The organism is Hydrogenophaga sp. (assembly GCF_018780075.1).
Taxonomy (GTDB): Bacteria; Pseudomonadota; Gammaproteobacteria; order Burkholderiales; family Burkholderiaceae_C; genus Hydrogenophaga.
Map to the genome: position 1 here is coordinate 1 of NZ_JADMKB010000043.1, position 22424 is coordinate 22424.

Below are 22424 nucleotides of genomic sequence, written 5' to 3' on the forward strand. Positions count from 1 at the left end.
TGCAGCACCATGCCCTTGGCCGAGGTCAGCAGCACCATGCTGTGGGTGTTGACGATCTGGTCGTAGAGCGTCTCCATGACCGGTGCGGCGTGCTGGAACAAAAACCGGTTTTCGTCCAGCGCTTCGGTCAGGATGCCGCGCGAGGGGCTGGAGAAGTCGGGTTCGCTCTGTTCGGTGATGCCGTAGGCGCGCGAACGCTGGTGCGACTGACCGATCGGGTCGTGACCGGCGGGGGAGAGGGCCGGTGGCGGAGTGTCGGCTCGCTCACCGCCGGGGCGGGTGTACATGGCGGCACTCATGTTGTCTCCAGAGTCCGAGGGGAATCCCCCCCAGTAGTCCATGGTCCAGTTCGGATCTTGTGATGCGCCCTGGGGTGGACCGTCGTTGTGTGGTTCGTGAGTCATGTGATTTTCTTCATATCTGTGCCACGAATCAACACTGGGTATTCCCCGAGTGAAACAGTGTGTGGCATTTGCCTCGATCTGGTACATAAGCAAATCGCCGGCCACGCACAGAAGGGCCGATCTGGCCGGACAAACCCGCGCGGGCTGTCACAGTCGGTCCGTGTGGCACAGGGTTGTGGTGCAAATTGGAACAGTGGTGGCGGGCGGTGGCACCCTTGTGGCCATGAGACCGGGGATCAAAAACCGGTGGCCTGCTTATTGCTTTTCAGGCTCCTGAGCCCCTTTTTTTGACCCCGGAGACAAGCCCCATGAAGACCCATTTTCTCAAGCCACCGGCGCGTTCGGCCCTGCGCCTGCTGGCCCTCGCCGCCTGCAGCCTGGCCGCCGCCGCCGTCATGGCCCACGGCGACGTGACGCCTCAAGCCGTCGACACCAAAACCTTGCCGCAGCTCGGCGAGAAATGGCGCGATGCCAACCCCTACAACGAACAGAGCCCGGCGCGCGGCGAAGCGCTGCGCATCGGCACCTCGGCCTACAACCAGAACTGCGCGCGCTGCCACGGGCTCGAAGCCATTTCCGGCGGCATTTCGCCCGACCTGCGCAAGCTCGACGCCGATTGCACCGGCATGGCCGATGCGACCAAGAAGGCCGCCTGCTTCAAGGAAATGGACGACTACTTCATTGCCACCGTGCGGCGCGGGCGTGTGCGCGACGGCCGGGTGTACATGCCGCCGTTCGAGGGCACGCTCTCGCAGGAAGCCATCTGGTCGATCCGCACCTACATCGAAACGCGTCGCGAGCCCTGATTGGGCTGTCCCCCAAGGCGCTGCGCAGTGAACACCACAACAACGAGACAAGCCACATGACCCAGACCCCCAGGCCGCCACGTTCACACCCCATCCATTCCCTGCGCCGCCGCGCGGCGCTGGCCCTGCTGCTGCCGGTGCTCGCCGGGCACTGGCCGGCGCAGGCCCAGACCGAGCTGACCGACCTCGCCCGCATCAAGGCCAGCGGTGTGCTCAAGGTCGCGGTGTACAAGGACAACGCGCCGCTGTCGGACGGGCCCGTCACCGACATGAAGGGGCTGGACGTGTCGCTGGCCGAGGCCCTGGCGCGGCAGCTGAAGCTCAAGCTCTCGCTGCTGCCCTACGACGCGGGCGAGAACATGGGCGATGACCTGCGCAACATGGTCTGGCGCGGTCACTACCTGGGCTACGGCCCGGCCGACGTGATGCTGCAGGTGCCGGCCGACAAATTCCTCGCGCAGGGCAACCCGCAGGTGATGATTTTTGCGCCCTACATGCGCCAGTCGGTGATGCTGATGCACGACACGCGCAAGCTGGCCGATGCGGCGGTGCCCGAAGACCTCAAGGGTGTGGCGCTCGCGGCCGAGCGCGGCGCGGGCGCCGCCAGCGTGCTCATGGGCCACGGTGGCGGGCTGCTGCGCAACCAGGTCACGATCTACAACACGGGTGTCGAAGCCGCCCAGGCCGCCGTGGACGGCAAGGCCGTGGCCGCTTTCGTGACGCGGGCCCAGGCCGAGTCGGTGCTGTTCCGCAACCCGGGCGCCGCCGCCCACTTCCGCCTCAGCAAGCTCAATTTCAACAACGGCATCGCCGACACCGGCTGGCCGGTGGGCATGGCGGTCAGGTCGGCGAACAGGGAACTGGCGCAGGCCCTCGAAGGCGCCATGAAATCCCTGCGCGACAGCGGCGAGATGCTGGCGATCTTCAAGCAGCACGGGTTGACGCTCACCGCGCCGTAGCCGAGTTCCCCCCGCGCCGCTTCGCGTCACCCCCCAGGGGGCAACGCGAGTGGCCCGGCAAAGCCGGTTCCACCGCGTTCTGGATTGAGGCACGTCGCGCCGACAAGACCTTCAGGCTGCTCGGGGAGCGCAAACGGTGTGTCTCACCTTCACGCAGCCAACCGAAGCGAAATGACTTCACCCAGAACGCGGCGGAGCTGGCTCTGCCAGTCCGCTCGCGTTGCCCCCCGGGGGGTGACGCCGCAGGCGGCGCGGGGGGTCACCGCTTGTTCAGCTTGCGGTACACGGTGGCGCGGCTGATGCCGAGTGCTCTTGCGGCTTCCATCACGTTGCCGCGGGCTTCGTCCACCGCGCGCCGGATGAGGGCGGTCTCCACGTCTCTCAGGGGCACGCTGTGGCTCACTGGGCGGGCGGCGCCGGTCAGGCCAGCCGGGCCGGGGTTCAGTGCCAGCACCAGCAGGCGCAGGCCCGACCACAACGGCACCTCGGCCGCAGGCCGGTGGCTGCGCGCAGCGTCGAAGAGGCTGTCGGACGGCACGGCAAAGACCTCGCTGATGTGAAGGGACTGGCGCTGGGGCGAAAGGCCGAGCATGTCCGCCGCGGCGCGGTTGGCGCCGCTGATGCACCCGTCGCCGTCCACGCACACCAGCCCGTCGTTGTCGTCGCCGAGCACCCGGCCGGGCCAGTTCAGTCGCAGCAGCAGCCGGTGAGGGCGGGCGGTGGTGAGGGCGTTCTCGATGCTGCGCGCGGACTGGCTCACCAGGTGCTTGAGCGCGGGCTGCTCGGCCACATCCACCCCGGTGAGGTCCAGCATGCCGACGCATTGCCCGTCGGGCCCCCAGATGGGCGCGCCGGCGCAGCTGAACACCCCGGTGTCGTTGAAGAAGTGTTCGCCCCGGTGCAACCACACCGGCGCGTGGTCGGCCAGCGTGGTGCCGATGGCGGTGGTGCCCACGGCCGACTCCGACAGGTCCACGCCCACCCTGGCGATGGCGGACGCGCGCGGGTCGTTGCGGTCCACCGGGCCATCGACGTCGATCACCGTGCCGCGCGCGTCGGTGAGGATGGCGAAATACCGGCTGTTCACCATGGCACGCGAGAGCGAGCGGATCACCGGCGCTGCGGCCTGGATCAGGGGCTGGCTGGCCTCCAGCGCGTGGCGCATGCTGCCCACCGACACCGGTTCGAAGCTCACCCGTTGCCGGGGTTCGTGTCCCAGTGCCAGGCAGCGCCGCCACGAGCGTTCGATGCTGGGCGAGACCCAGGGCGAGGGACGGGCTTCGCGGGCGTCCAGCACCGCGTGGCGCGCCCGTTCGATGAGGGCCAGGCGCTGGTCGGTCGGTGGGGAGTGGGTGGCGGCTGGGATCACGTCTGCCTCTGCGGTCGGTGGGATCTGGGACACAAGTGTTGCAAATTGCGACAGTGGCGGATCAAGTCACCACGGTTCGCGCGTCTGCCGAGCATCAGCGCAAATCACATGCCATGGTGCCGGGGCTTACCCCGACGCATGAGGCGCAACAGCCCAGGGCACCGCCGGGCCGGCTCTGCCGGACGGCCCGTGCCGCCCCCTTGGGGGGTAGCGCGCAGCGCTGCAGGGGGTTACCTCGTCCTCAGCCGGTCTTTGGCCCACCCCACCTGGGTATCGCGCGGCAGGGGCACCGCGTTTTTCACCGCCAGCACCTCGGCCATGATGCTGACCGCGATCTCGGACGGCATCTTGCTGCCGATGTAGATGCCGATCGGGCCGCGCAGCGGGGCCAGGCTGGCCTCGGTCTGGTCGAGGTGCTCGATCATCCGGGCGCGGCGCGCCTCGTTGTTGCGCCGCGAGCCGATGGCGCCGACGTAGAACGCTTCGGTCTGCAGCGCTTCGAGCAGGGCGAGGTCGTCCAGCTTCGGGTCGTGGGTGAGCGCGATCACGCAGGTGCGGCGGTCGACCTGGAATTCGCGCACCACGTCGTCGGGCATGCCGTGGGCCAGCGCCACACCGGCCACGGCCCAGCTGCCGCGGTACTCCTCACGCGGGTCGCAGACCGTGACCGCGAAGCCGCAGAACAGGGCCATGGTCGAGAGGTACTCGGTGAGCTGGCCTGCGCCGATCAGCAACATGCGGTACTCGGGACCGAAGGTGTTGCGCAGCGTCACACCGTCGTCGCTGAGACCCGCGGGCTTGTCGCAGGGCTGCAGCGTGACCGCGCCGGTGGCGAGCTCGGTGCAACGCTGCATCAGTCGGCCTATGCTCAGGGCCTGCACCAGTGCCGCGAGCGTGTCGGCATCGGGGTTGAATTCGAGCAGCAGCTCCAGCGTGCCGCCGCAGGGCAGGCCGAAGCGGTGGGCTTCGTCGGCGGTGACGCCGTAGGTCACGCGCTCGGGCGGTCCGGTGGGAATGTCGTGCGTGATGCCCGCGGCGGGCTGCACGCCCGCGGGGGCGTTGGCCCGGCTGTAGCGGTAGATCAGGTCGTCTTCGATGCAGCCGCCCGAGACCGAGCCCACCACCGAGCCGGTTTCACACAGCGCCATGATCGAGCCGACCGGGCGCGGCGACGACCCCCAGGTGCGGACCACCGTGGCCAGCAGCGCCCGTTGCCCGTCGCGCCGCCATTGCAGCAGCTTGCGCAGCACCGTGATGTCGAGGTTTTCCATGGGTTGTCTCCAGGTGGGGAGTGTGCCGTCACCGCGACTCAGCGGCTCAGCCACCAGATCACGCCGATGGCCACCGCGCCGGCCACCCACAACCAGACGGGCACACCGCCGCCGCTGGCGGCAGGCGCTGCCACCGGCGTGGCCACAGTGTCAGCCGCTGCGGCAGCGACCGCTGCGTCCCGCGTCGCATAGGCCTCGGGATGGGCCTTCTGCATCGCTTCGTCGAAGCGCTTGAAGAAGTCTTCCGACATGGCCTTGGCTGTGCCGTCGATCAGGCGCTGGCCCAGCTGCGCGATCTTGCCGCCCACGTTGGCGTGCACCGTGTAGTCCAGTTCGCAGCCGCTGCCGTTGGGGCTGAGCTTCACTTCGGCCGCGCCCTTGCCGAAACCGGCGACGCCGCCCTGGCCCTCGAAATTGATCTTGTACGACGCGGGCGCGACGATGTCGCTGAGCAGGATCTTGCCGGCGAACTTGGCCGACACCGGGCCGATCTTCAGTGCCATGCCCACGGCGTACTGGTTCTCGCCGGTCGGCTCCACCTTGTCGCAGCCGGGGATGCAGGCCTTGAGCACCTCGGGGTCGTTGAGCGCGTCCCAGGCCTGTTGCTGGTTGATGGCGAGGGATCGGTTGCCTTGCATGTCCATGTTGGGATTCCTTCTTTCTTGCGGTTCGGTGAAATCTTCATCTCTTCATCAGGGTCGCCAGGCCGCTGGCCAGGTCTTCGAGCTTGCTGAGGTTGTGCACCGCCAGCATGCCGTGGGCGTGGCTGTGCAGTTCGGCGGCGCCGCGCGCCAGCGGCGCGTAGCCGTCGAAGCGCAGCAGGGGGTTGAGCCAGAGCAGGCGGCGGCATCGGCGGCGCAGCCAGTCCAGCGCTTCGCCGAGTTCTTGGGGTTCACCGGTGTCCAGCCCGTCGGTGACGATCAGCACCAGGGTGCGGCGGCCGACCAGGCGGCGCGCGTGATCGTGGCGCAGGGTGTGCAGCGCTTCGCCCAGCTGGGTACCCCCGGCGAAGTCTTCGATGGCCTGGCTGGCGTGCGCCAGCATCTCGTCGGTGTCGGCGAGGCGGAAGGCGGGCGTGAGGTCGGTGAGCCGGGTGCCGAAGGCGAACACGTCGCGGCGGCGGTGCTGGCGCGTGGCCGCGTGCAGGAAGGCGAGCAGCAGCCGCGTGTAGCGTTCCATCGAGCCCGACACGTCGACCAGCACCAGCAGCGGCAGCGCTTGCTCGCGCCGCTCCAGGCGCGGCAGCTCCAGCAGCTCGCCGCCGTTGCGCACGGCGCTGCGCATCATGCCCGGCCAGTGCGGTTGCGCACCGCGCGCGCCCGGTCGGGTGCGGCGCGAGGCAACGCTGGGCAGCGGCAGGCGGATGTCGCGCGCCAGCCGCTCGACCAGGCGGTATTCGGTGCCCGAGAGGGCGTTGAAGTCGGCGTGTTTGAGGCGCTGCAGGTCGCTCGCCGTCATGGCCGCGTCGAACTCGACCTTCTGGTCTTCCTGCTTGGGCTGGGCCTGGTGGCCGAAGGTCTTTTGCGGCGACAGCGCCTCGCGCACGCGCGGGCGGCGCTGGCTGGGCTCGGCCTTGCCCTCGGCACTGGGCAGCAGTTGCGAGAGCAGCTTCTGCGCGATCTCGGGGTTGCGGAAGTACACATCGAACAGCTCGCGGAACACCAGCCGGTCCTGCTCGCGGCTGACCAGCACCGCCTCCATCGCCGCGCTCACATCCTGCTTGCGCTCCAGGCCCACGGCCAGCGCCGCGTCGGCGGCCAGCGCGATGCGCGAGCTGTCCACCCGCACGCCGGCGCGGCGCAACGCGCGGCCGAAGCCGGTGATGTTGTCGGCCAGCTTGCCGGTGCGGGCGTCACCGAGTTGCATGGTGATCAGGCTTCCGCGTCGGCGGGCTTGAGCAGCTCGGCCGCCATGTCCCGCGTGAGCGCGGCCACGTCTTCGCGCTGCTTGAACAGAATGCCGGCCGTGTCCGACAGCACCTCGGGGTCGATGGCCAGCGTGTCCAGCGCCACCAGAGCCTTGGCCCACTCCACGCTCTCGGCGATGCCGGGCGCGCGCTGGAAGGCGTTGGCAAAAGGCTGGCTGCGCAGGCGGCCCACCACTTCGGCCACCTGGGCAGAGAGTTCGGCCGAAGCCTGCGGCACCTGGGCACGCACAATGTCCAGCTCGCGCTCGCGATCGGGGTAGTCGAGCCAGTGGTAGAGGCAGCGGCGCTTGACCGCATCGTTCAGCTCGCGGGTGCGGTTGCTGGTGAGGATGGTCACCGGCGCGATCAGCGCGCGCACCGTGCCCAGCTCGGGGATGCTGACCTGGTATTCGCCCAGGTACTCCAGCAGAAAGGCCTCGAAGGGTTCGTCGGCGCGGTCCACCTCGTCGATCAGCAGCAGCGCGCCGGGTGCGGGCGCCTGCAGCGCCTGCAGCAGCGGGCGGCGGATCAGGTAACGCTCCTGGTAGACCTCGCGTTCGATGCGTTCCACCTCGTCCGCGCTGCCGGCCGCGTCGTGCCTCGCCTGGGCGGCGCGCATGTGCAGCAGCTGGGCCGCGTAGTTCCATTCGTACAGCGCCTCGCGCTGCTCCAGCCCGTCGTAACACTGCAGACGCAGCAGCTCGCGCTGCAAGACCTTCGCCAGCGCCTTGGCCAGCTCGGTCTTGCCCACGCCGGGCTCGCCTTCCAGCAGCAGCGGACGCTGCAGCTTGAGCGCGAGAAACACCGCCGTGGCCAGGCGTCGGTCGGCGTGGTAGCCGGCGGTCTTCAGTGCCTGGATGAGGGCGTCGATGGAGGTGAAAGCGGTCATGAAAAGAAGGGCTGGTGGAATCACAGAAAAAAGGCCCCGGGTCTGGCAACGCGGGGCCTGCTGCAACGGGCCGCCGAGGCTTCAGCTCAACTGGGCGACCGCTCTTTGTGTGAGCACACTGATGAGGTTGGCGCGGTAGTTTGCGGTGGCGTGCAGGTCGGCGTTCAGGTCGCTCGAATCTACCTTCACGGCCGCAGCGGCCTGCGTTGTGAAGCTCTTGTTGAGTGCGTCTTCCAGCCCGGTGTGGCGGAACACGCCGCCGCTGCTCGCGCCGGTCACGGCCACGCGCACGCCGCCGTCGGTCACCGCGAGGTAGACGCCGGTGAGCGCGAAGCGCGAGGCCGGCTGGTTGAACTTCATGTAGACCGACTTCTTCGGGATCGGGAAGCGGATGGCCGTGATGAGTTCACCCTCGTTCAGGGCGGTGGTGAACATGCCCTGGAAGAAATCGTCGGCCGCGATCTGGCGTTGCGTGGTGTGCACCGTGGCGCCCAGGCCCAGCACCGCGCTGGGGTAGCAGGCGGCGGGGTCGTTGTTGGCGACCGAGCCGCCCATCGTGCCCATGACGCGCACCTGCTTGTCACCGATGTGGGCGGCCAGATCGGCCAGGCCGGGGATCGCGGCCTTGACTTCGGCGCTGTTGGCCACGTCGAGGTGGCGCGTCATGGCGCCGATCACCAAGGCGTTGCCTTCGCGCCGGATGCCGGCCAGTTCCTTGATGCCGCCGAGGTCGACCAGCGAGCCAGGTTCGGACAGGCGCAGCTTCATCGAGGCCAGCAGCGTCTGGCCACCGGCCAGAGGTTTGGCGCCGCCGGCGGCGGCCTTGCTGGCATCGGCGAGGGACGAGGGTTTGTCGAATGTGAATGCGTACATGGTGAGTCACTCCTTTATGGAAAGGTTGCCGCCCAGGGGCCCCGCCGGGCCGGCTTCGCCGGACGGCTGGTGCCGCCCCCTTGAGGGGGTGACGCCGAAGGCGGCGCAGGGGTGTTTCATTGCTTGGCCGCTTGAATCGCTTCCCAGACTCGGCCGGGCGATGCGGGCATGTCGAACTCCGTCACACCCAGGGGCTTCAAGGCGTCGAGCACGGCATTGATGACCGCTGGCGGCGAGCCAATCGCCCCCGCTTCACCGCAACCTTTGGTGCCCAGCGGGTTGTGGGTGCAGGGGGTGCAGATGGTGCCGATCTTGAACTCGGGGAAGTCGTCGGCGCGCGGCATGGCGTAGTCCATGAAGGAGCCGGTGAGCAGCTGGCCGGTTTCGTTGTCGTACACGCAGTTTTCCAGCAGCGCCTGGCCGATGCCCTGCACGATGCCGCCGTGCACCTGGCCCTCGACGATCATGGGGTTGATGATGGTGCCGAAGTCGTCCACCGCGCTGAACTTGTCCACACGCGTCTTACCGGTGGCGGGGTCCACTTCCACTTCGCAGATGTAGGTGCCGGCGGGGAAGGTGAAGTTGGTCGGGTCGTAGAACGCGGTTTCGTTCAGGCCGGGCTCCAGCTTGTCCAGCGGGTAGTTGTGCGGCACGTAGGCGGTGAGCGCGACCTGGCCGAAGGTGACCTTCTTGTCGGTGCCCTTGACGGTGAACTCGCCGTTGGCGAACTCCACGTCGGCGTCGCTGGCTTCCATCAGGTGGGCCGCGATCTTCTTGGCCTTGGTCTCGATCTTGTCCAGCGCCTTCATGATGGCCGCGCCGCCCACCGAGATGGAACGCGAGCCATACGTACCCATGCCGAAGGGCACACGGCCGGTGTCGCCGTGCACCACGTCCACTGCGTCCACCGCGATGCCCAGGCGTGCCGCCACGACCTGCGCGAACGTGGTCTCGTGGCCCTGGCCGTGGCTGTGCGAGCCGGTGAAGATGGTCACGCTGCCCGTGGGGTGCACGCGCACCTCACCGCATTCAAACAGGCCGGCACGCGCCCCGAGCGCCCCCGCGATGTTCGACGGCGCAATGCCACAGGCCTCGATGTAGCTGCTGTAGCCGATGCCGCGCAGCAGGCCCCTGGCGGCGCTGGCCGCCTTGCGCTGCTCGAAGCCGGCCACGTCGGCCAGTTCCTGCGCCTTGTTCATGCAGCCCAGGTAGTCGCCCACGTCGTACTGCAGGGCCACCGGCGTCTGGTAGGGCCAGCTGTCGATGAAGTTGCGTTTGCGGATCTGATCCTGACCGATGCCCAGCTCCCAGCCACAGCGGCTCACCAGGCGCTCCAGCAGGTAGGTGGCTTCGGGCCGGCCGGCACCGCGGTAGGCGTCCACCGGCGCGGTGTTGGTGAACCAGGCGTCCACCTCCACATACACCTGCGGCGTCTTGTACTGGCCCGCCAGCAGCGTGGCGTACAGGATGGTCGGCACGGCCGAGGCGAAGGTGGACAGGTAGGCGCCCATGTTTGCGTCGGTGTGCACGCGCATGGCGAGAAACTTGCCGTCCTTGTCCATGGCCATCTCGGCGTGGCTGATGTGGTCGCGGCCGTGCGCATCGGTCAGGAAGGACTCGCTGCGTTCGCAGGTCCACTTGATGTTGCGGTTGATCTGCTTGGCCGCCCAGGTGAGCGCCACGTCTTCGGCGTACAGGAAGATCTTGGAGCCGAAGCCGCCGCCCACGTCGGGCGCGATCACGCGCACCTTGTGTTCGGGCAGGCCGAGCACAAACGCCGTCATCAGCAGACGCTCGACGTGCGGGTTCTGGTTCGAGACGTAGAGCGTGTATTCCTCGGTCGCGCGGTTGTACATGCCGATGGCCGCGCGCGGCTCCATGGCGTTGGGCACGAGGCGGTTGTTGGTCAGGTCGAGCTTGGTCACGTGCGCGGCGCTGGCGAAGGCCGCGTCCACCGCGCCCTTGTCGCCGATGGCCCACTTGTAGCAGTGGTTGTCGGGCGCGGCCTCGTGCAGGGCCGGGCCCTGCGCGGCGGTGCGCATGTCCACCACGGCGTCGAGCATGTCGTAGTCCACGTCCACCGCCTCGGCGGCGTTCTTGGCCTGCTCCAGCGTCTCGGCGATCACCATCGCCACCTGGTCACCCACGTAACGCGCCTTGCCGATGGCCAGGATCGGGTGGGGCGGCTCCTTCATCGGTGTGCCGTCGGTGCTGGTGATCAGCCAGCCGCAGGGCAGGCCGCCCATCTTCCCGTCGATGTCCTTGCCGGTGAAGATCTCGACCACGCCGGGCATGGCCTTGGCGCGGGTCAGGTCGATGCTTTTGATGTTGGCGTGCGCGTGCGGGCTGCGCACGAACACCGCGCAGGTCTGGTTGGCCTGCGTGATGTCGTCGGTGTAGTTGCCCGCGCCGGTGAGGAAGCGGTAGTCCTCCTTGCGGCGGACGGCCTCGCCGATGTGCGGCAGGTTGGCGAAATCGGATGCACCCATGTCTGTTTCTCCTCAGGACGAAGCCATGTCGGCCTGGCCCTTGACCACGGCCTTGACGATGTTCTGGTAACCGGTGCAGCGGCACAGGTTGCCTTCGAGCAGCTCGCGGATCTCGCCGGCGCTGGCCTTGGGGTGGTGCGTGCAGAGGTCCACCGCGCTCATCACCATGCCGGGGGTGCAGTAGCCGCACTGCAGGCCGTGGCACTCCTTGAAGGCGGCCTGCATCGGATGCATGGTGCCGTCGGGCTGGGCCAGGCCTTCGATGGTGGTGATCTCCGAGCCGCTGACCTGCACGGCCAGCACGTTGCACGACTTGATGGCCCGGCCGTCCCGGATGACGGTGCAGGCGCCGCACTGGGCGGTGTCGCATCCGACGTGGGTGCCGGTGAGCTTGAGGTGTTCGCGCAGCACCTGGACGAGCAATGTGTGGGGGGCAACGTCCACCGAGGTGGGCTTGCCGTTGACCTTGAGCTGAACCTGCATCTGTGTCTCCTGTTGGTGGGGTCCCAAAACAGTGAAACATGGCTCAAAAAGAGCGAATTGCGTGTTAACCCTCAGATCGAAATGGCGCTCTGAAACATTCTCAATTTGCGACAGGTGGCGGCGTCATTGGAAGGACGGGAAAAACGTTGATTCAACAGCATTTTCTCCATTTCATGTGGCATTCAATGCATAGGGAATGAATGCCATCGCCATGGCATTTCGTGGCGCCTGATTGGAGCGCTTAGTTGATTGAAATGCCTTGCGTTTCAACGGGCCATCGCAGCGTTCCTGGCGTTGTCTCAAACTGAGATTTTGTGGCCTCGCGGCGGTGGTTTGAGGGTTATCCCTGACATATGGGCCTACCTTCAGGTCAACAATCGTATGAACACATGGTCATACCTCTCCAGGGGCCGCGTGTGAAACCACAACCGGAGACCCACGCATGCAAAAAATCCTCCACATCAACCCGGACAAGTGCACCGGCTGCCTGCAGTGCGAAATGGCCTGCTCGTTCGAGAACTACGGCACTTACGCGACCTCGAAGTCGCGCATCAAGGTGTTCGACTTCCACCACACCGGCAAGAAGGTGCCCTACACCTGCACGCAGTGCGACGAGGCCTGGTGCCTGCACGCCTGCCCGGTGGAGGCGATCACGGTGGACAAGGTGACCGGCGCGAAAGTGGTGAACGAGACCACCTGCGTGGGCTGCAAGGTCTGCACCATCGCCTGCCCCTTCGGCACCATCAACTACGTGCAGGAAACCGGCAAGGTCCAGAAGTGCGACCTCTGCGGCGGCGAACCGGCCTGCGCCGACGCCTGCCCGACGGCGGCCATCACCTTCGTGGACGCCAACTGGACCGGCATCGACAAGATGAAGCAATGGGCCGACAAGCTGGGCAACCAGCCGTCCGCCGCCTAACCCCCAACCCATTCAAGGAGCTTCAACATGTCTTGGGCTGGAAAAATCCTCCGCGTCAACCTGACCGCGGGCACCGTCAAGTCCGAACCGCTGAACACCGAGTGGGCGCGTGCCTACATCGGCTCGCGCGGGCTGGGCAGCAAATACCTGGTGAGTGAAGTCGACCCCAAGGTCGACCCGCTCTCGCCGGAGAACAAGATCATCTGGGCCACCGGCCCGCTGACCGGCACCATGGCCTCCACCGGGGGCCGCTACACCGTCATCACCAAGGGCCCGCTGACCGGTGCCATCGCCTGCTCGAACTCGGGTGGCTACTGGGGCGCCGAGCTCAAGATGGCCGGCTGGGACATGATCATTTTCGAGGGCAAGAGCCCGAAGCCGGTCTACCTTTACATCAACGACGACGAGGTCGAGCTGCGCGACGCAGGCCACCTCTGGGGCCAGAGCGTGTGGAAGACCGAGGAGGTGCTCAAGTCGAGCCTGCAGGACCCGCTGGTGCGCGTGTCGAGCATCGGCAAGGCCGGTGAAAACGGCGTGCTGTACGCGGCCGTGGTCAACGACCTGCACCGCGCGGCCGGCCGCTCGGGCGTGGGCGCCGTGATGGGCAGCAAGAACCTGAAGGCCATCGCTGTTCGCGGCACCAAGGGCGTGGGCAACATCCGCGATCCCAAGGCCTTCATGCAGGTCACCAAAGAGAAGAAAAAGATCCTGGCCGAGAACGCGGTCACGGGCCAGGGCCTGCCGGCCTACGGCACCCAGGTGCTGATGAACGTGATCAACGAGATGGGGGCCTTGCCCACGCGCAACCACCGCGACGTGCAGTTCGAAGGCGCAAAAGACATCTCGGCCGAAGCCATGGTCACGCCGCGCGCCACCGACGGCAAGAAGCACCTGGTGACCAACCAGGCCTGCTTCGGCTGCACCATCGCCTGCGGTCGCATCAGCAAGATGGACGAGGGCCACTTCACCGTGGCCAACAAGCCGCAGTACTGGGGCGCCAACGGCGGCCTGGAATACGAAGCGGCCTGGGCGCTGGGCGCCGCCAACGGCGTGAACGACCTCGAAGCGCTGCAATACGCCAACCTGCTGTGCAACGAAGAGGGCTTCGACCCGATCAGCTTTGGTGCCACCGTGGGCGCGGTGATGGAGCTGTACGAGATGGGCGTGCTCACCGCCGAGCAGCTCGGCATCGACGCCAAGTTCGGCTCGGCGCAGGCGCTGGCCCACTTCGCCGAGATCACCGCCAAGGGCGAAGGCTTCGGCAAGGAGATCGGCCAGGGCTCCAAACGCCTCACCGAAAAATACGGCCACCCCGACCTGTCCATGAGCGTGAAGGGCCAGGAGTTCCCGGCCTACGACGGCCGCGCCATCCAGGGCATCGGCCTGGCCTACGCCACCAGCAACCGTGGCGCCTGCCACCTGCGTGGCTACACCATCGCTTCTGAAGTGCTGGGTATTCCGGTCAAGACCGATCCGGTCGAGAGCGAAGGCAAGCCGGAGCTGGTGAAGGCGTTCCAGGACGCCACCGCCGCGTTCGACTCGTCGGGCCTGTGCGTGTTCACGACCTTCGCCTGGGGCGTGGCCGATCTGGCGCCGCAGCTGCAGGCCGCGTGCAACGAAGAATTCACCACCGAAGAGCTGGAGAAGATCGGTGAGCGCATCTGGAACATGGAGCGCGAGTTCAACAACGCCGCCGGCTTCACCGCCAAGGACGACAACCTGCCGAAGCGCCTGCTCACCGAAGCGGCCAAGACCGGTGCTTCCAAGGGCATGGTCAGCAAGCTGCCCGAGATGCTGCCCAAGTACTACGCCGTTCGCGGCTGGGACCCGGAAGGCCGCCCGACCGCCGAGACCAAGACGCGCCTGAGCCTTTGATTCCGATTGGATAGAGTGGAGAAGCGGTCCCCTGCGGCCGCTTCTTCTTTTTGGAGAACACGTTCATGACCCACCACGTCATCCTCGGTGCCGGCCCGGCCGGTGTCATCGCGGCCGAGACCATCCGCAAGCACGCGCCCCACGACACGATCACCGTCGTCGGCGATGAAAATGAAGCGCCGTACTCGCGCATGGCGATCCCCTACCTGCTGATCGGCAAGGTCGGCGAAGACGGCACGCACCTGCGCCACACCGCGGGCCACTTCGACGCGTTGAACATCAAGGTCTTGCGCGGCGTGCGTGCCAAGCTGCTGGACTCGGTGAAACGTTGCATCGAGCTGAGCGACGGCAACACGCTGCACTTCGACACGCTGCTGATCGCGACCGGTTCCTCGCCCGCGACCCCGCCGATCCCTGGCATCCACGGCCCGGGTGTGCACAGCTGCTGGACGCTGGCCGATGCGCGCGCCATCGCCAACCTCGCGAAGCCCGGTGCCAAGGTGTTGCAGATGGGTGCGGGCTTCATCGGCTGCATCATCATGGAGTCGCTGCAGCAGCGCGGCGTGGAGCTGTCCGTCGTCGAGATGGGCGACCGCATGGTGCCGCGCATGATGGGCCCCACGGCCGGCGGCATGATCAAGGACTGGTGCCAGAAGAAGGGCGTCAAGGTCTACACCGGCGCCAGGGTCGAGGCCATCGAGCGCGGCAACGGCGCCGAGCCGGGCCTGCTGGGCAAGATCGCGCAGGCGGTGGGCCTCGGCTCGCCGGCCGTGCCCGGCGGCAAGATGCGGGTGCGCCTGTCCACCGGCGAGACGCTGGAGGCCGACCTGGTCATCAGCGCCACCGGCGTCAAGCCCAACATCGGCTTCCTGGAAAACAGCGGCGTGCGCTGCCTGGTGGGCGTGCTCACCGACGAGCACCTGCAGACCAACGTGCCCGGCATCTACGCGGCCGGCGACTGTGCCGAGGCCTTTGACAAGGTCTCGGGCAGAACCATCGTGAGCGCGATCCAGCCCAACGCCGCCGAACAGGCGCGCGTGGCCGCGCTCAACATGGTGGGCCAGACCGCCGAGCTGATGGGCGTGACCCAGATCAACGTGCTCGACACGCTGGGCCTGATCTCCACCAGCTTCGGCAACTGGGAAGGCCTGCCCGGCGGGCAGCACGTGGAGCTGACCGATGAGAAGGCCGGCCGCCACCTGAGCCTGCAGTTCAAGGACGACCGCCTGGTCGGTTGCAACAGCGTGGGCTGGACGGACCACGTGGGCGTGATGCGCGGCCTGGTCGAGGGGCAGGTCAAGCTGGGCGAGTGGAAAGACCGGCTCATGGACGACCCCACGAAACTGATGGACGCCTACCTGTCGGCGGCACAGGGGCAAGGCCACTGGAACGGCGCGACAGACGACCGCCGGCGTGCATGACTCTGCCCCCACGCTCCGCCGCTGCGCGGGTCGCTGCCCCCCGAGGGGGCTGATCCGCCTTGGGGCGGCCCGGCGGCGGATCGATCGCTACACAATCCCCACCATGCGCATCACTTTCAAACTCTTCGCCACGCTCACCGACTACCTGCCGCCCGAGGCGCGGCGCAGCAACGTCCTTGAACTGGACGTGAGTCCGGACGCGCCGATCAGCCAGATCATCGAGCCCTTCGGCCTGCCGCCGAAGCTGGTGCACCTGGTGCTGGTCAATGGCAAGTACGTCGAGCCGGACAAGCGCATGAGCACCACGCTGAGCGAAGGCGACGCGCTGGCGATCTGGCCGCCGATCGCGGGCGGGTGACAGTGAGGCACCCCCGCCGCGCTGCGCGCGACCCCCTCAAGGGGGCAACGCGGTGCGACCTGGCGAAGCCAGTTCCGCCGCGTTCTGGGTTGGGCCACTTCGGCCGTTTCGGCTTGTGGTTCGGGTCGCGGTTTCCCTGACATGCAATCGAGTTACGCCGAGCGTTTTGAGCGCGACATGGGCTGCACCGAGGACGAGTGGCTGCGCTGGTTGCCGGCTGCGGTGGGAGACGGCCGACCGTGGCGTGTGGAGGGTGCCTCGGCAATGGTCGAGATTCCGCCCGGCTCGCTGCAATTGCGCTGGCAGGTGATGCCGCCGCGCGTGATCGCGCTCATGCGCATGCCAGTGCTGCGCGTGAGTTTCGTGTTCGTGGGGCTGGACGCTGAGCAGCGGTATGCGTTCATGAAGCGCTTTGATCTCTACATGCAGCGCGGTGGAGGGTAGATCGGAACACCTCCCGCGCCGCTTCGCGTCACGCCCCTCAAGGGGGCGGCACTGGCCGTCCGGCGGAGCCTCTCGGTCACACCACGTGCTCCGGGAGAAACCCCGGGCCGCTGCTGCCTTGCGCCGTGCTTTGTGATGGCGTGTTTGTTCCATGGGCTTTTGCGGTGACCGGGTGATAGGCTGTGGCCCACTTCGGGAACACCTGCCCCGCACCACCCCATGAACCTGCTCACCTCCCTGCGCTACCTGGTCGCGCTGCACGACCACCGCCACTTCGAGCGCGCGGCCAAGGCGTGTCACATCACGCAACCGGCACTGTCCAACGCCCTGCGCGCGCTGGAGCGCGAGATGGGCACGCCCATCGTGCACCGGGGCCGAACCTATTCCGGCCTCACGCCCGAAGGCGAGCAGGTGCTCGCGAGCGCGCGCCGCATGCTGCGCGAACACGAGATGCTGCAGCAGGCACTGGCCAGCCAGGCCGACCGGCCGGTGGGGCGGCTGCGCCTGGGTGTGGTGCCGTCGGCGGTGCCGGTGGCCACACGGTTCTGCGCGCGCTTGCAGGCCCGCCACCCGGGGGTGGCGCCGGTCGTGCTGTCGCTGCCCTCGGCCGACATCGAGGCCGGGTTGAAAGAGCTGACGCTGGACCTGGGGCTGGGGTTTCTGGAGCGCGTGAACCCGCGCACCAGCGGCTTTCAGGTGCTCGCCCAGTACCAGGAGCACCATTACCTGGTGTCCAGCGCCCCCCGGTCGCCGCGCGCCAAAGGGCCGGCCGGCGCCAGCCGCATGGGCGAGCCCGTGCCCTGGAGCGAGGCGGCGCAGCAGCCGCTGTGCCTGCTCACGCCCGACATGCACAACCGCAGCGTGGTGGACGCGGCGTTCGCGCGCGCCGGGGCCGTGGCGCAGCCGGTGATGGAGACCAACTCGGTGTTCGCGCTGGCGCTCGCCGTGCGCTCCGGCAGCCTGTCCAGCGTCATGCCCGGGTCGCTGGTGGCCAGCCTGCGCGACCAGCCGGGGCTGAGCTTTCGGCCGCTGGTGCGGCCCGAGGTGCAAACGCCCGTGGGCTTTCTGACGCGCAAGAACGTGGCACCCACGCGCGCGCTGGAGGCCGCGCTCGCCCTGGCCAAGGACGCCGACTGGCGCGCCGAGCTGGCGACCTTGAGCGGCGCCCTGAACTGACGCGCCCGTGAACGCGGGTTCATTCAGGCATTGAATGAACCCATGTGGCAAAGCAATTTGACGCGGAGGGCGGCCCGCGACACAGTGCGGGAATGAGCAACCCCAGCTTCCGCACCATTCCCATCGCCCCGGCCTCGTCCCTGAAGCCCGACGGCCACCGCAAGGGCATGAAGGCCCGCGCCCACCTCAAGGGCCGCCAGGCAACCCCTGCTGCCATCGAGGCCGTGCGTGCGCTGATCGGCGCCCCGCCCGCCGACGGCCACCGGCGCGACCTGCTGATCGAGCACTTGCACGCCATCAACGACGCCCACCATGGACTGCCCGAGGCCCTGATCGTGGCGCTCGCGGCCGAGATGCGACTGCCCGTGGTGGAGGTGTTCGAGGTCGCGAGCTTCTACCACCACTTCGAGGTCTTGCGCGAGGGCGACACGCCCGCCGGGCTGACCGTGCGCGTGTGCGACGGGCTGAGCTGCAGCCTGGCCGGCGCCAGCGACCTGCTGGCGAAGCTGCCCGCCTTGCTGGGCCAGGCGGTGCGCGTGATCCCCGCGCCCTGTGTGGGCCGCTGCGAGCAGGCACCGGCGGTGCAGGTCGGTCAGCGCGCGGTGGCGAGGGCCACGCCGGACACGGTGGTGGCTTGTGCGGCGATGCCGGACGAAACCCCCGCCGCACCACACCCCGACTTTGTGGGATACGCCGCCTACCGCGCCGGTGGTGGCTACCAGCTGGCTGCTGCGGTTGCACGCGGCGAACGGGACCCCGAGGACCTGATCAAGGCCATGGAAGACTCGGGCCTGCGCGGCCTGGGTGGCGCGGGGTTTCCGGCGGGGCGCAAGTGGCGCATCGTGCGCGGCTTCGCGGGGCCGCGCCTGATGGCGGTGAACATCGACGAGGGCGAGCCCGGCACCTTCAAGGACCGCCATCACATGGAACGCGACGCGCACCGTTTTCTCGAAGGCGTGCTGATCGCCGCCTCGGTGGTCGGCATCGACGCGGTCTACCTGTACCTGCGCGACGAATACCACGACTGCCGTCGCCTGTTGCAGGCCGAGCTGGCCGCGCTGCAAGCCGACCCGCCGTGTGCGCTGCCGCGCATCGAGCTGCGACGCGGCGCGGGCGCCTACATCTGCGGTGAAGAGTCGGCCATGATCGAAAGCATCGAAGGCAAACGCGGCGAGCCGCGCATGCGACCGCCCTACATCGCCGAGGTGGGCCTGTTCGGCCGGCCCACGCTGGAGCACAACTTCGAAACCCTGTACTGGGTGCGCGACATCCTGGAGCGCGGCCCCGGCTGGTTTGCTTCGCAAGGGCGCCATGGCCGCCAAGGCCTGCGCAGCTTCAGCGTGAGCGGGCGCGTGCGCGAACCCGGCGTCAAGCTGGCGCCCGCCGGCATCACCCTGCGCGAACTGATCGCCGAACACTGCGGTGGCATGGCCGAAGGGCACGAGCTGTACGCCTACCTGCCCGGTGGCGCGAGCGGCGGCATCCTGCCCGCGAGCATGGCCGACATCCCGCTCGACTTCGACACGCTGCAGCCGCACGGCTGCTTCATCGGCTCGGCCGCCGTGGTCGTGCTCGGTCATCAGGATCGCGTGCGCGACGCGGCGCTCAACACCCTGCGGTTTTTCGAGCACGAAAGCTGCGGCCAGTGCACGCCGTGTCGCGTCGGCACGGCCAAGTCCGTGAAGCTGATGGAGGCCGATACCTGGGACGTCGACACCCTCAATGACCTGTGCGAGGTCATGGGCGACGCCTCGATCTGCGGCCTGGGCCAGGCCGCGCCGAACCCGATCCGCTCGGTGCTCAAACACTTCGCCCACGAAGTGGGGGGTGCCGCATGAACAAGCCTTTGACTGCCAAGCAGCTCACCCCCGCCACCGTGGCCTTCGAACTCGACGGCCAGCCCGTCGAAGCCTTCGACGGCGAGTCCATCCTGAACGCCGCCGAGCGCCACGGTGTGGTGATCCCGCGCCTGTGCCACAGCGACCCGCTGCGCCCCGACGGCAACTGCCGCGCCTGTGTGGTCGAGGTCGCGGGCGAGCGCGCGCTTGCGCCCAGCTGCTGCCGCAGCGTGACGCCCGGCATGAAGGTGCTGGCGCAAAGCCTGCGCGCGAAGAAGAGCCGCGACATGGTGCTGGAGCTGCTGCTCTCCGACATGCCCGAGCAGGGCCACAAGTGGCTGGACGACGACCCCGCCCTGCCGCACGGCGAGCTGAGCGAGTGGGCGCAGCGCGAGGGCGTGACCGTGCGCCCCGCACTGGCGGCCTTGCGCCGCGCGCCCACCGCGCCCGACCTCTCGCACCCTGCGATGGCGGTCAACCTCGACGCCTGTATCCAGTGCAACCGATGCCAGCGCGCCTGCCGCGAAGAGCAGGTCAACGACGTGATCGGCATGGCCTTCCGGGGCTCACACGCGCAGGTGGTGTTCGACCTCGGCGACCCCATGGGCGCCAGCAGCTGCGTGGCCTGCGGCGAGTGCGTGCAGGCCTGCCCGACGGGCGCGCTCATGCCCAAGAGCCTGGTGGGCTCACAGGCCGTCGACCGCTCGGTGGACTCGGTGTGCCCGTTCTGCGGTGTGGGTTGCCAACTGAGCTACAAGGTGCGCGACGAAAAAATTGTCGCGGTCGAAGGCCGCGACGGACCGGCCAACCATGGCCGCCTGTGCGTCAAGGGCCGCTTCGGTTTCGACTACGTGCACCACGCGGGCCGCCTGACGGTGCCGCTGATCCGGCGCGAGGGCGTGCCCAAACACGGCGACGGCATTCCGGCGCGCGACGCCGACTGGCGCGAGACCTTCCGCGAAGCGAGCTGGGAAGAAGCCCTGGCGCTTTCCTCCGGCACCTTCAAGGCGCTGCGCGACAACCACGGCCCCCGAAGCCTGGCCGGTTTCGGCTCGGCCAAGGGCACGAACGAAGAGGCCTACCTGTTCCAGAAGCTGGTGCGCACCGGCTTCGGCTCCAACAACGTCGACCACTGCACGCGCCTGTGCCACGCCTCCAGCGTCGCGGCGCTGCTCGAAGGCGTGGGATCGGGCGCGGTGAGCAACCCGGTCAACGACGTGGCGCACGCCGACCTGATCGTGGTGATCGGCTCCAACCCGACCGTCAACCACCCGGTGGCCGCGACCTGGATGAAGAACGCGGCGCAGAGCGGCACCCGCATCGTGCTGGCCGACCCGCGCATCACCGACATCGGCCAGCACGCCTGGCGCACGCTGCCCTTCCGGCCCGACACCGACGTGGCCCTGCTCAACGCGATGATCCACACGGTCATTGACGAAGGGCTGGTGAACCAGGACTTCGTCGCGCAGCGCACCACGCACTACGAGGAACTGGCGCAGAACGTCGCGCGCTTCAGCCCCGAGGCCATGGCACCGGTCTGCGGCATTCCGGCGCAGACCATCCGCGAGGTGGCGCGCGCGTTTGCGACCGCGAAGGCCGCGATGATCCTCTGGGGCATGGGCGTGAGCCAGCACGTGCACGGCACCGACAACGCGCGCTGCCTGATCGCGCTGTGCGCCATCACCGGCCAGATCGGCAAACCCGGCAGCGGCCTGCACCCGCTGCGCGGGCAGAACAACGTGCAAGGCGCAAGCGACGCCGGCCTGATCCCGATGATGTTCCCCAACTACCAGCGGGTCGACAACGAGGCGGCCCACGCCTGGTTCGAGGACTTCTGGGGCACGCTGCTGGACCGTGCGCCGGGCTACACCGTGGTCGAGCTGATGCACAAGGCGCTGGCCGACGACAGCGACCCGCACAAGCTGCGAGGCCTCTACGTCATGGGCGAGAACCCGGCCATGAGCGACCCCGACCTGAACCACACGCGCCACGCACTCGCGTCGCTCGAACACCTGGTGGTGCAGGACATTTTCATGACCGAGACCGCGTGGCTGGCCGACGTGATCCTGCCCGCCAGCGCCTGGCCGGAAAAGACCGGCACCGTGAGCAACACCGACCGCATGGTGCAGCTGGGCCGGCAGGCGATCGATCCGCCGGGCAACGCGCGCGCCGACCTCTGGATCATCCAGCAGATGGCCGCGGGCCTGGGGCTGCGCTGGCGCTACGAGGGCGGGCACCATGGCGTCGCCGCGGTGTACGAAGAGATGCGACAGGCGATGCACGCCTCGATCGCGGGCATCCGCTGGGAGCGGCTGGAACGCGAGGGCAGCGTGACTTACCCCTGCCTGAGCGACGACGACCCGGGCCAGCCCATCGTCTTCATCGACCACTTCCCGACGGGGGACGGCCGGCTGCGCCTGGTGCCGGCGCAACTGGTGCCCGCCGACGAGTCGCCCGACACCGAGTACCCGATGGTGCTGATCACCGGTCGCCAGCTCGAACACTGGCACACCGGCAGCATGACGCGGCGCGCGACGGTGCTGGACGCGCTGGAACCGGAGGCCACGGCCAGCGTCAGCGGCACCGACCTGGCGCGGCTGGGGCTGTCCGCGGGTGACCGCATCACGGTGCGCTCGCGCCGGGGCGAGGTGACGCTGCGCGCGCGCCAGGACGACGGCACCGCCGCCGGTTGCGTGTTCATTCCCTTCGCCTACTCGGAGGCCGCGGCCAACCTGCTGACCAACGCGGCGCTCGACCCCCAGGCCAAGATCCCGGAGTTCAAGTACTGCGCGGTATCGATCCGGCCCGCGGGCGCCTCCAGCCCCTGAGCGTGGAGCGCCCACGGTGGCGACCCGGGGCAAGGCGCCGGGGGATTCCCGGCGTATGATGCTTCATACCCCTAGGGGTAAATGAAATGTGAAGCCACCCATCACGGAGTTCCCCT

Annotated in this window: 18 protein-coding genes and 1 pseudogene; 10 read left to right on the forward strand and 9 right to left on the reverse strand. The window is 68.2% G+C overall.

Translation table 11 applies throughout. The features are described from left to right. Positions 1-404 (reverse strand): annotated as a pseudogene (locus IV088_RS09795) (hypothetical protein); the annotation flags it as partial. Between the two features lie 308 nt (positions 405-712). Between IV088_RS09795 and pedF the strand changes: the two are divergent. Both pedF and IV088_RS09805 read left to right on the forward strand, forming a co-directional pair. Beyond that, the gene (pedF, locus tag IV088_RS09800; protein WP_236964605.1) at positions 713-1210 is read left to right on the forward strand and encodes a cytochrome c-550 PedF; all 498 of its coding nucleotides are present in this window, start codon (positions 713-715) and stop codon (positions 1208-1210) included. 56 nt (positions 1211-1266) lie between these two features. Next, positions 1267-2169: an ABC transporter substrate-binding protein gene (locus tag IV088_RS09805; RefSeq protein ID WP_291101208.1), complete on the forward strand. Its 903-nt coding sequence runs from the start codon at positions 1267-1269 to the stop codon at positions 2167-2169. Positions 2170-2428: 259 nt separating this feature from the next. Here the strand turns inward: IV088_RS09805 and IV088_RS09810 are convergent, their stop codons facing one another. From IV088_RS09810 to IV088_RS09845, 8 genes are all read right to left on the reverse strand, one after another. Then, positions 2429-3538: a helix-turn-helix domain-containing protein gene (locus IV088_RS09810; RefSeq protein ID WP_291101211.1), complete on the reverse strand. Its 1110-nt coding sequence runs from the start codon at positions 3536-3538 to the stop codon at positions 2429-2431. A gap of 230 nt (positions 3539-3768) precedes the next feature. Continuing rightward, positions 3769-4809, reverse strand: a complete 1041-nt coding sequence (locus IV088_RS09815) for an XdhC family protein (RefSeq protein WP_291101214.1) — start codon at positions 4807-4809, stop codon at positions 3769-3771. 38 nt (positions 4810-4847) lie between these two features. Then, positions 4848-5453 carry a CoxG family protein gene (locus tag IV088_RS09820; RefSeq protein WP_291101216.1) on the reverse strand — a complete coding sequence of 202 codons (606 nt, stop codon included), beginning with the start codon at positions 5451-5453 and terminating at the stop codon, positions 4848-4850. A 37-nt stretch (positions 5454-5490) separates the two neighbouring features. Further along, positions 5491-6675 (reverse strand): VWA domain-containing protein, encoded by a 1185-nt coding sequence (locus tag IV088_RS09825; protein ID WP_291101218.1) that lies wholly within the window; start codon positions 6673-6675, stop codon positions 5491-5493. Positions 6676-6680: 5 nt separating this feature from the next. Beyond that, positions 6681-7604 carry a MoxR family ATPase gene (locus IV088_RS09830; protein WP_291101221.1) on the reverse strand — a complete coding sequence of 308 codons (924 nt, stop codon included), beginning with the start codon at positions 7602-7604 and terminating at the stop codon, positions 6681-6683. A gap of 81 nt (positions 7605-7685) precedes the next feature. Beyond that, on the reverse strand, positions 7686-8477 hold the full coding sequence (locus IV088_RS09835) for a xanthine dehydrogenase family protein subunit M (protein WP_291101224.1): 792 nt from the start codon (positions 8475-8477) through the stop codon (positions 7686-7688). 116 nt (positions 8478-8593) lie between these two features. Further along, a complete protein-coding gene (locus IV088_RS09840; RefSeq protein ID WP_291101227.1) occupies positions 8594-10966 on the reverse strand; it encodes a xanthine dehydrogenase family protein molybdopterin-binding subunit in 2373 nt (790 codons plus the stop codon). Between the two features lie 12 nt (positions 10967-10978). Continuing rightward, positions 10979-11449 (reverse strand): (2Fe-2S)-binding protein, encoded by a 471-nt coding sequence (locus IV088_RS09845; protein ID WP_291101230.1) that lies wholly within the window; start codon positions 11447-11449, stop codon positions 10979-10981. A 442-nt stretch (positions 11450-11891) separates the two neighbouring features. On the opposite strand from IV088_RS09845, the gene IV088_RS09850 reads away from it, so the two are divergent. The 8 genes from IV088_RS09850 to fdhF all read left to right on the forward strand — a co-directional run bounded on the left by IV088_RS09850 (position 11892) and on the right by fdhF (position 22308). Further along, on the forward strand, positions 11892-12368 hold the full coding sequence (locus IV088_RS09850; RefSeq protein WP_077328101.1) for a 4Fe-4S dicluster domain-containing protein: 477 nt from the start codon (positions 11892-11894) through the stop codon (positions 12366-12368). Between the two features lie 27 nt (positions 12369-12395). After that, on the forward strand, positions 12396-14243 hold the full coding sequence (locus tag IV088_RS09855; RefSeq protein WP_291101234.1) for an aldehyde ferredoxin oxidoreductase family protein: 1848 nt from the start codon (positions 12396-12398) through the stop codon (positions 14241-14243). 65 nt (positions 14244-14308) lie between these two features. Beyond that, complete coding sequence (locus IV088_RS09860; RefSeq protein ID WP_291101237.1) at positions 14309-15664, forward strand: FAD-dependent oxidoreductase; 1356 nt, start codon at positions 14309-14311, stop codon at positions 15662-15664. A 103-nt stretch (positions 15665-15767) separates the two neighbouring features. Further along, positions 15768-16022 (forward strand): MoaD/ThiS family protein, encoded by a 255-nt coding sequence (locus tag IV088_RS09865; protein WP_291101240.1) that lies wholly within the window; start codon positions 15768-15770, stop codon positions 16020-16022. A 141-nt stretch (positions 16023-16163) separates the two neighbouring features. Further along, positions 16164-16466, forward strand: a complete 303-nt coding sequence (locus IV088_RS09870; RefSeq protein WP_291101243.1) for a hypothetical protein — start codon at positions 16164-16166, stop codon at positions 16464-16466. Between the two features lie 219 nt (positions 16467-16685). Further along, positions 16686-17642, forward strand: coding sequence for a LysR substrate-binding domain-containing protein (locus IV088_RS09875; protein ID WP_291101246.1), 957 nt, complete (start codon positions 16686-16688; stop codon positions 17640-17642). 167 nt (positions 17643-17809) lie between these two features. Beyond that, entirely contained in the window at positions 17810-19480 is a 1671-nt protein-coding gene (locus IV088_RS09880; RefSeq protein ID WP_291101341.1) for an NADH-ubiquinone oxidoreductase-F iron-sulfur binding region domain-containing protein, read from the forward strand. Then, positions 19477-22308: a formate dehydrogenase subunit alpha gene (fdhF, locus tag IV088_RS09885; RefSeq protein ID WP_291101249.1), complete on the forward strand. Its 2832-nt coding sequence runs from the start codon at positions 19477-19479 to the stop codon at positions 22306-22308. The genes IV088_RS09880 and fdhF overlap by 4 nt, the downstream gene beginning before the upstream one ends. Positions 22309-22424 lie beyond the last annotated feature (116 nt).

What these genes read in the sequence shown, in the direction of transcription:
- pedF (WP_236964605.1), top strand. Translation starts at nt 713, where the DNA reads ATGAAGACCCATTTTCTCAAGCCACCGGCGCGTTCGGCCCTGCGCCTG.
- IV088_RS09805 (WP_291101208.1), top strand. Translation starts at nt 1,267, where the DNA reads ATGACCCAGACCCCCAGGCCGCCACGTTCACACCCCATCCATTCCCTG.
- IV088_RS09815 (WP_291101214.1), bottom strand. Translation starts at nt 4,809, where the DNA reads ATGGAAAACCTCGACATCACGGTGCTGCGCAAGCTGCTGCAATGGCGG.
- IV088_RS09820 (WP_291101216.1), bottom strand. Translation starts at nt 5,453, where the DNA reads ATGGACATGCAAGGCAACCGATCCCTCGCCATCAACCAGCAACAGGCC.
- IV088_RS09825 (WP_291101218.1), bottom strand. Translation starts at nt 6,675, where the DNA reads ATGCAACTCGGTGACGCCCGCACCGGCAAGCTGGCCGACAACATCACC.
- IV088_RS09830 (WP_291101221.1), bottom strand. Translation starts at nt 7,604, where the DNA reads ATGACCGCTTTCACCTCCATCGACGCCCTCATCCAGGCACTGAAGACC.
- IV088_RS09835 (WP_291101224.1), bottom strand. Translation starts at nt 8,477, where the DNA reads ATGTACGCATTCACATTCGACAAACCCTCGTCCCTCGCCGATGCCAGC.
- IV088_RS09840 (WP_291101227.1), bottom strand. Translation starts at nt 10,966, where the DNA reads ATGGGTGCATCCGATTTCGCCAACCTGCCGCACATCGGCGAGGCCGTC.
- IV088_RS09845 (WP_291101230.1), bottom strand. Translation starts at nt 11,449, where the DNA reads ATGCAGGTTCAGCTCAAGGTCAACGGCAAGCCCACCTCGGTGGACGTT.
- IV088_RS09850 (WP_077328101.1), top strand. Translation starts at nt 11,892, where the DNA reads ATGCAAAAAATCCTCCACATCAACCCGGACAAGTGCACCGGCTGCCTG.
- IV088_RS09855 (WP_291101234.1), top strand. Translation starts at nt 12,396, where the DNA reads ATGTCTTGGGCTGGAAAAATCCTCCGCGTCAACCTGACCGCGGGCACC.
- IV088_RS09860 (WP_291101237.1), top strand. Translation starts at nt 14,309, where the DNA reads ATGACCCACCACGTCATCCTCGGTGCCGGCCCGGCCGGTGTCATCGCG.
- IV088_RS09865 (WP_291101240.1), top strand. Translation starts at nt 15,768, where the DNA reads ATGCGCATCACTTTCAAACTCTTCGCCACGCTCACCGACTACCTGCCG.
- IV088_RS09870 (WP_291101243.1), top strand. Translation starts at nt 16,164, where the DNA reads ATGCAATCGAGTTACGCCGAGCGTTTTGAGCGCGACATGGGCTGCACC.
- IV088_RS09875 (WP_291101246.1), top strand. Translation starts at nt 16,686, where the DNA reads ATGAACCTGCTCACCTCCCTGCGCTACCTGGTCGCGCTGCACGACCAC.
- IV088_RS09880 (WP_291101341.1), top strand. Translation starts at nt 17,810, where the DNA reads ATGAAGGCCCGCGCCCACCTCAAGGGCCGCCAGGCAACCCCTGCTGCC.
- fdhF (WP_291101249.1), top strand. Translation starts at nt 19,477, where the DNA reads ATGAACAAGCCTTTGACTGCCAAGCAGCTCACCCCCGCCACCGTGGCC.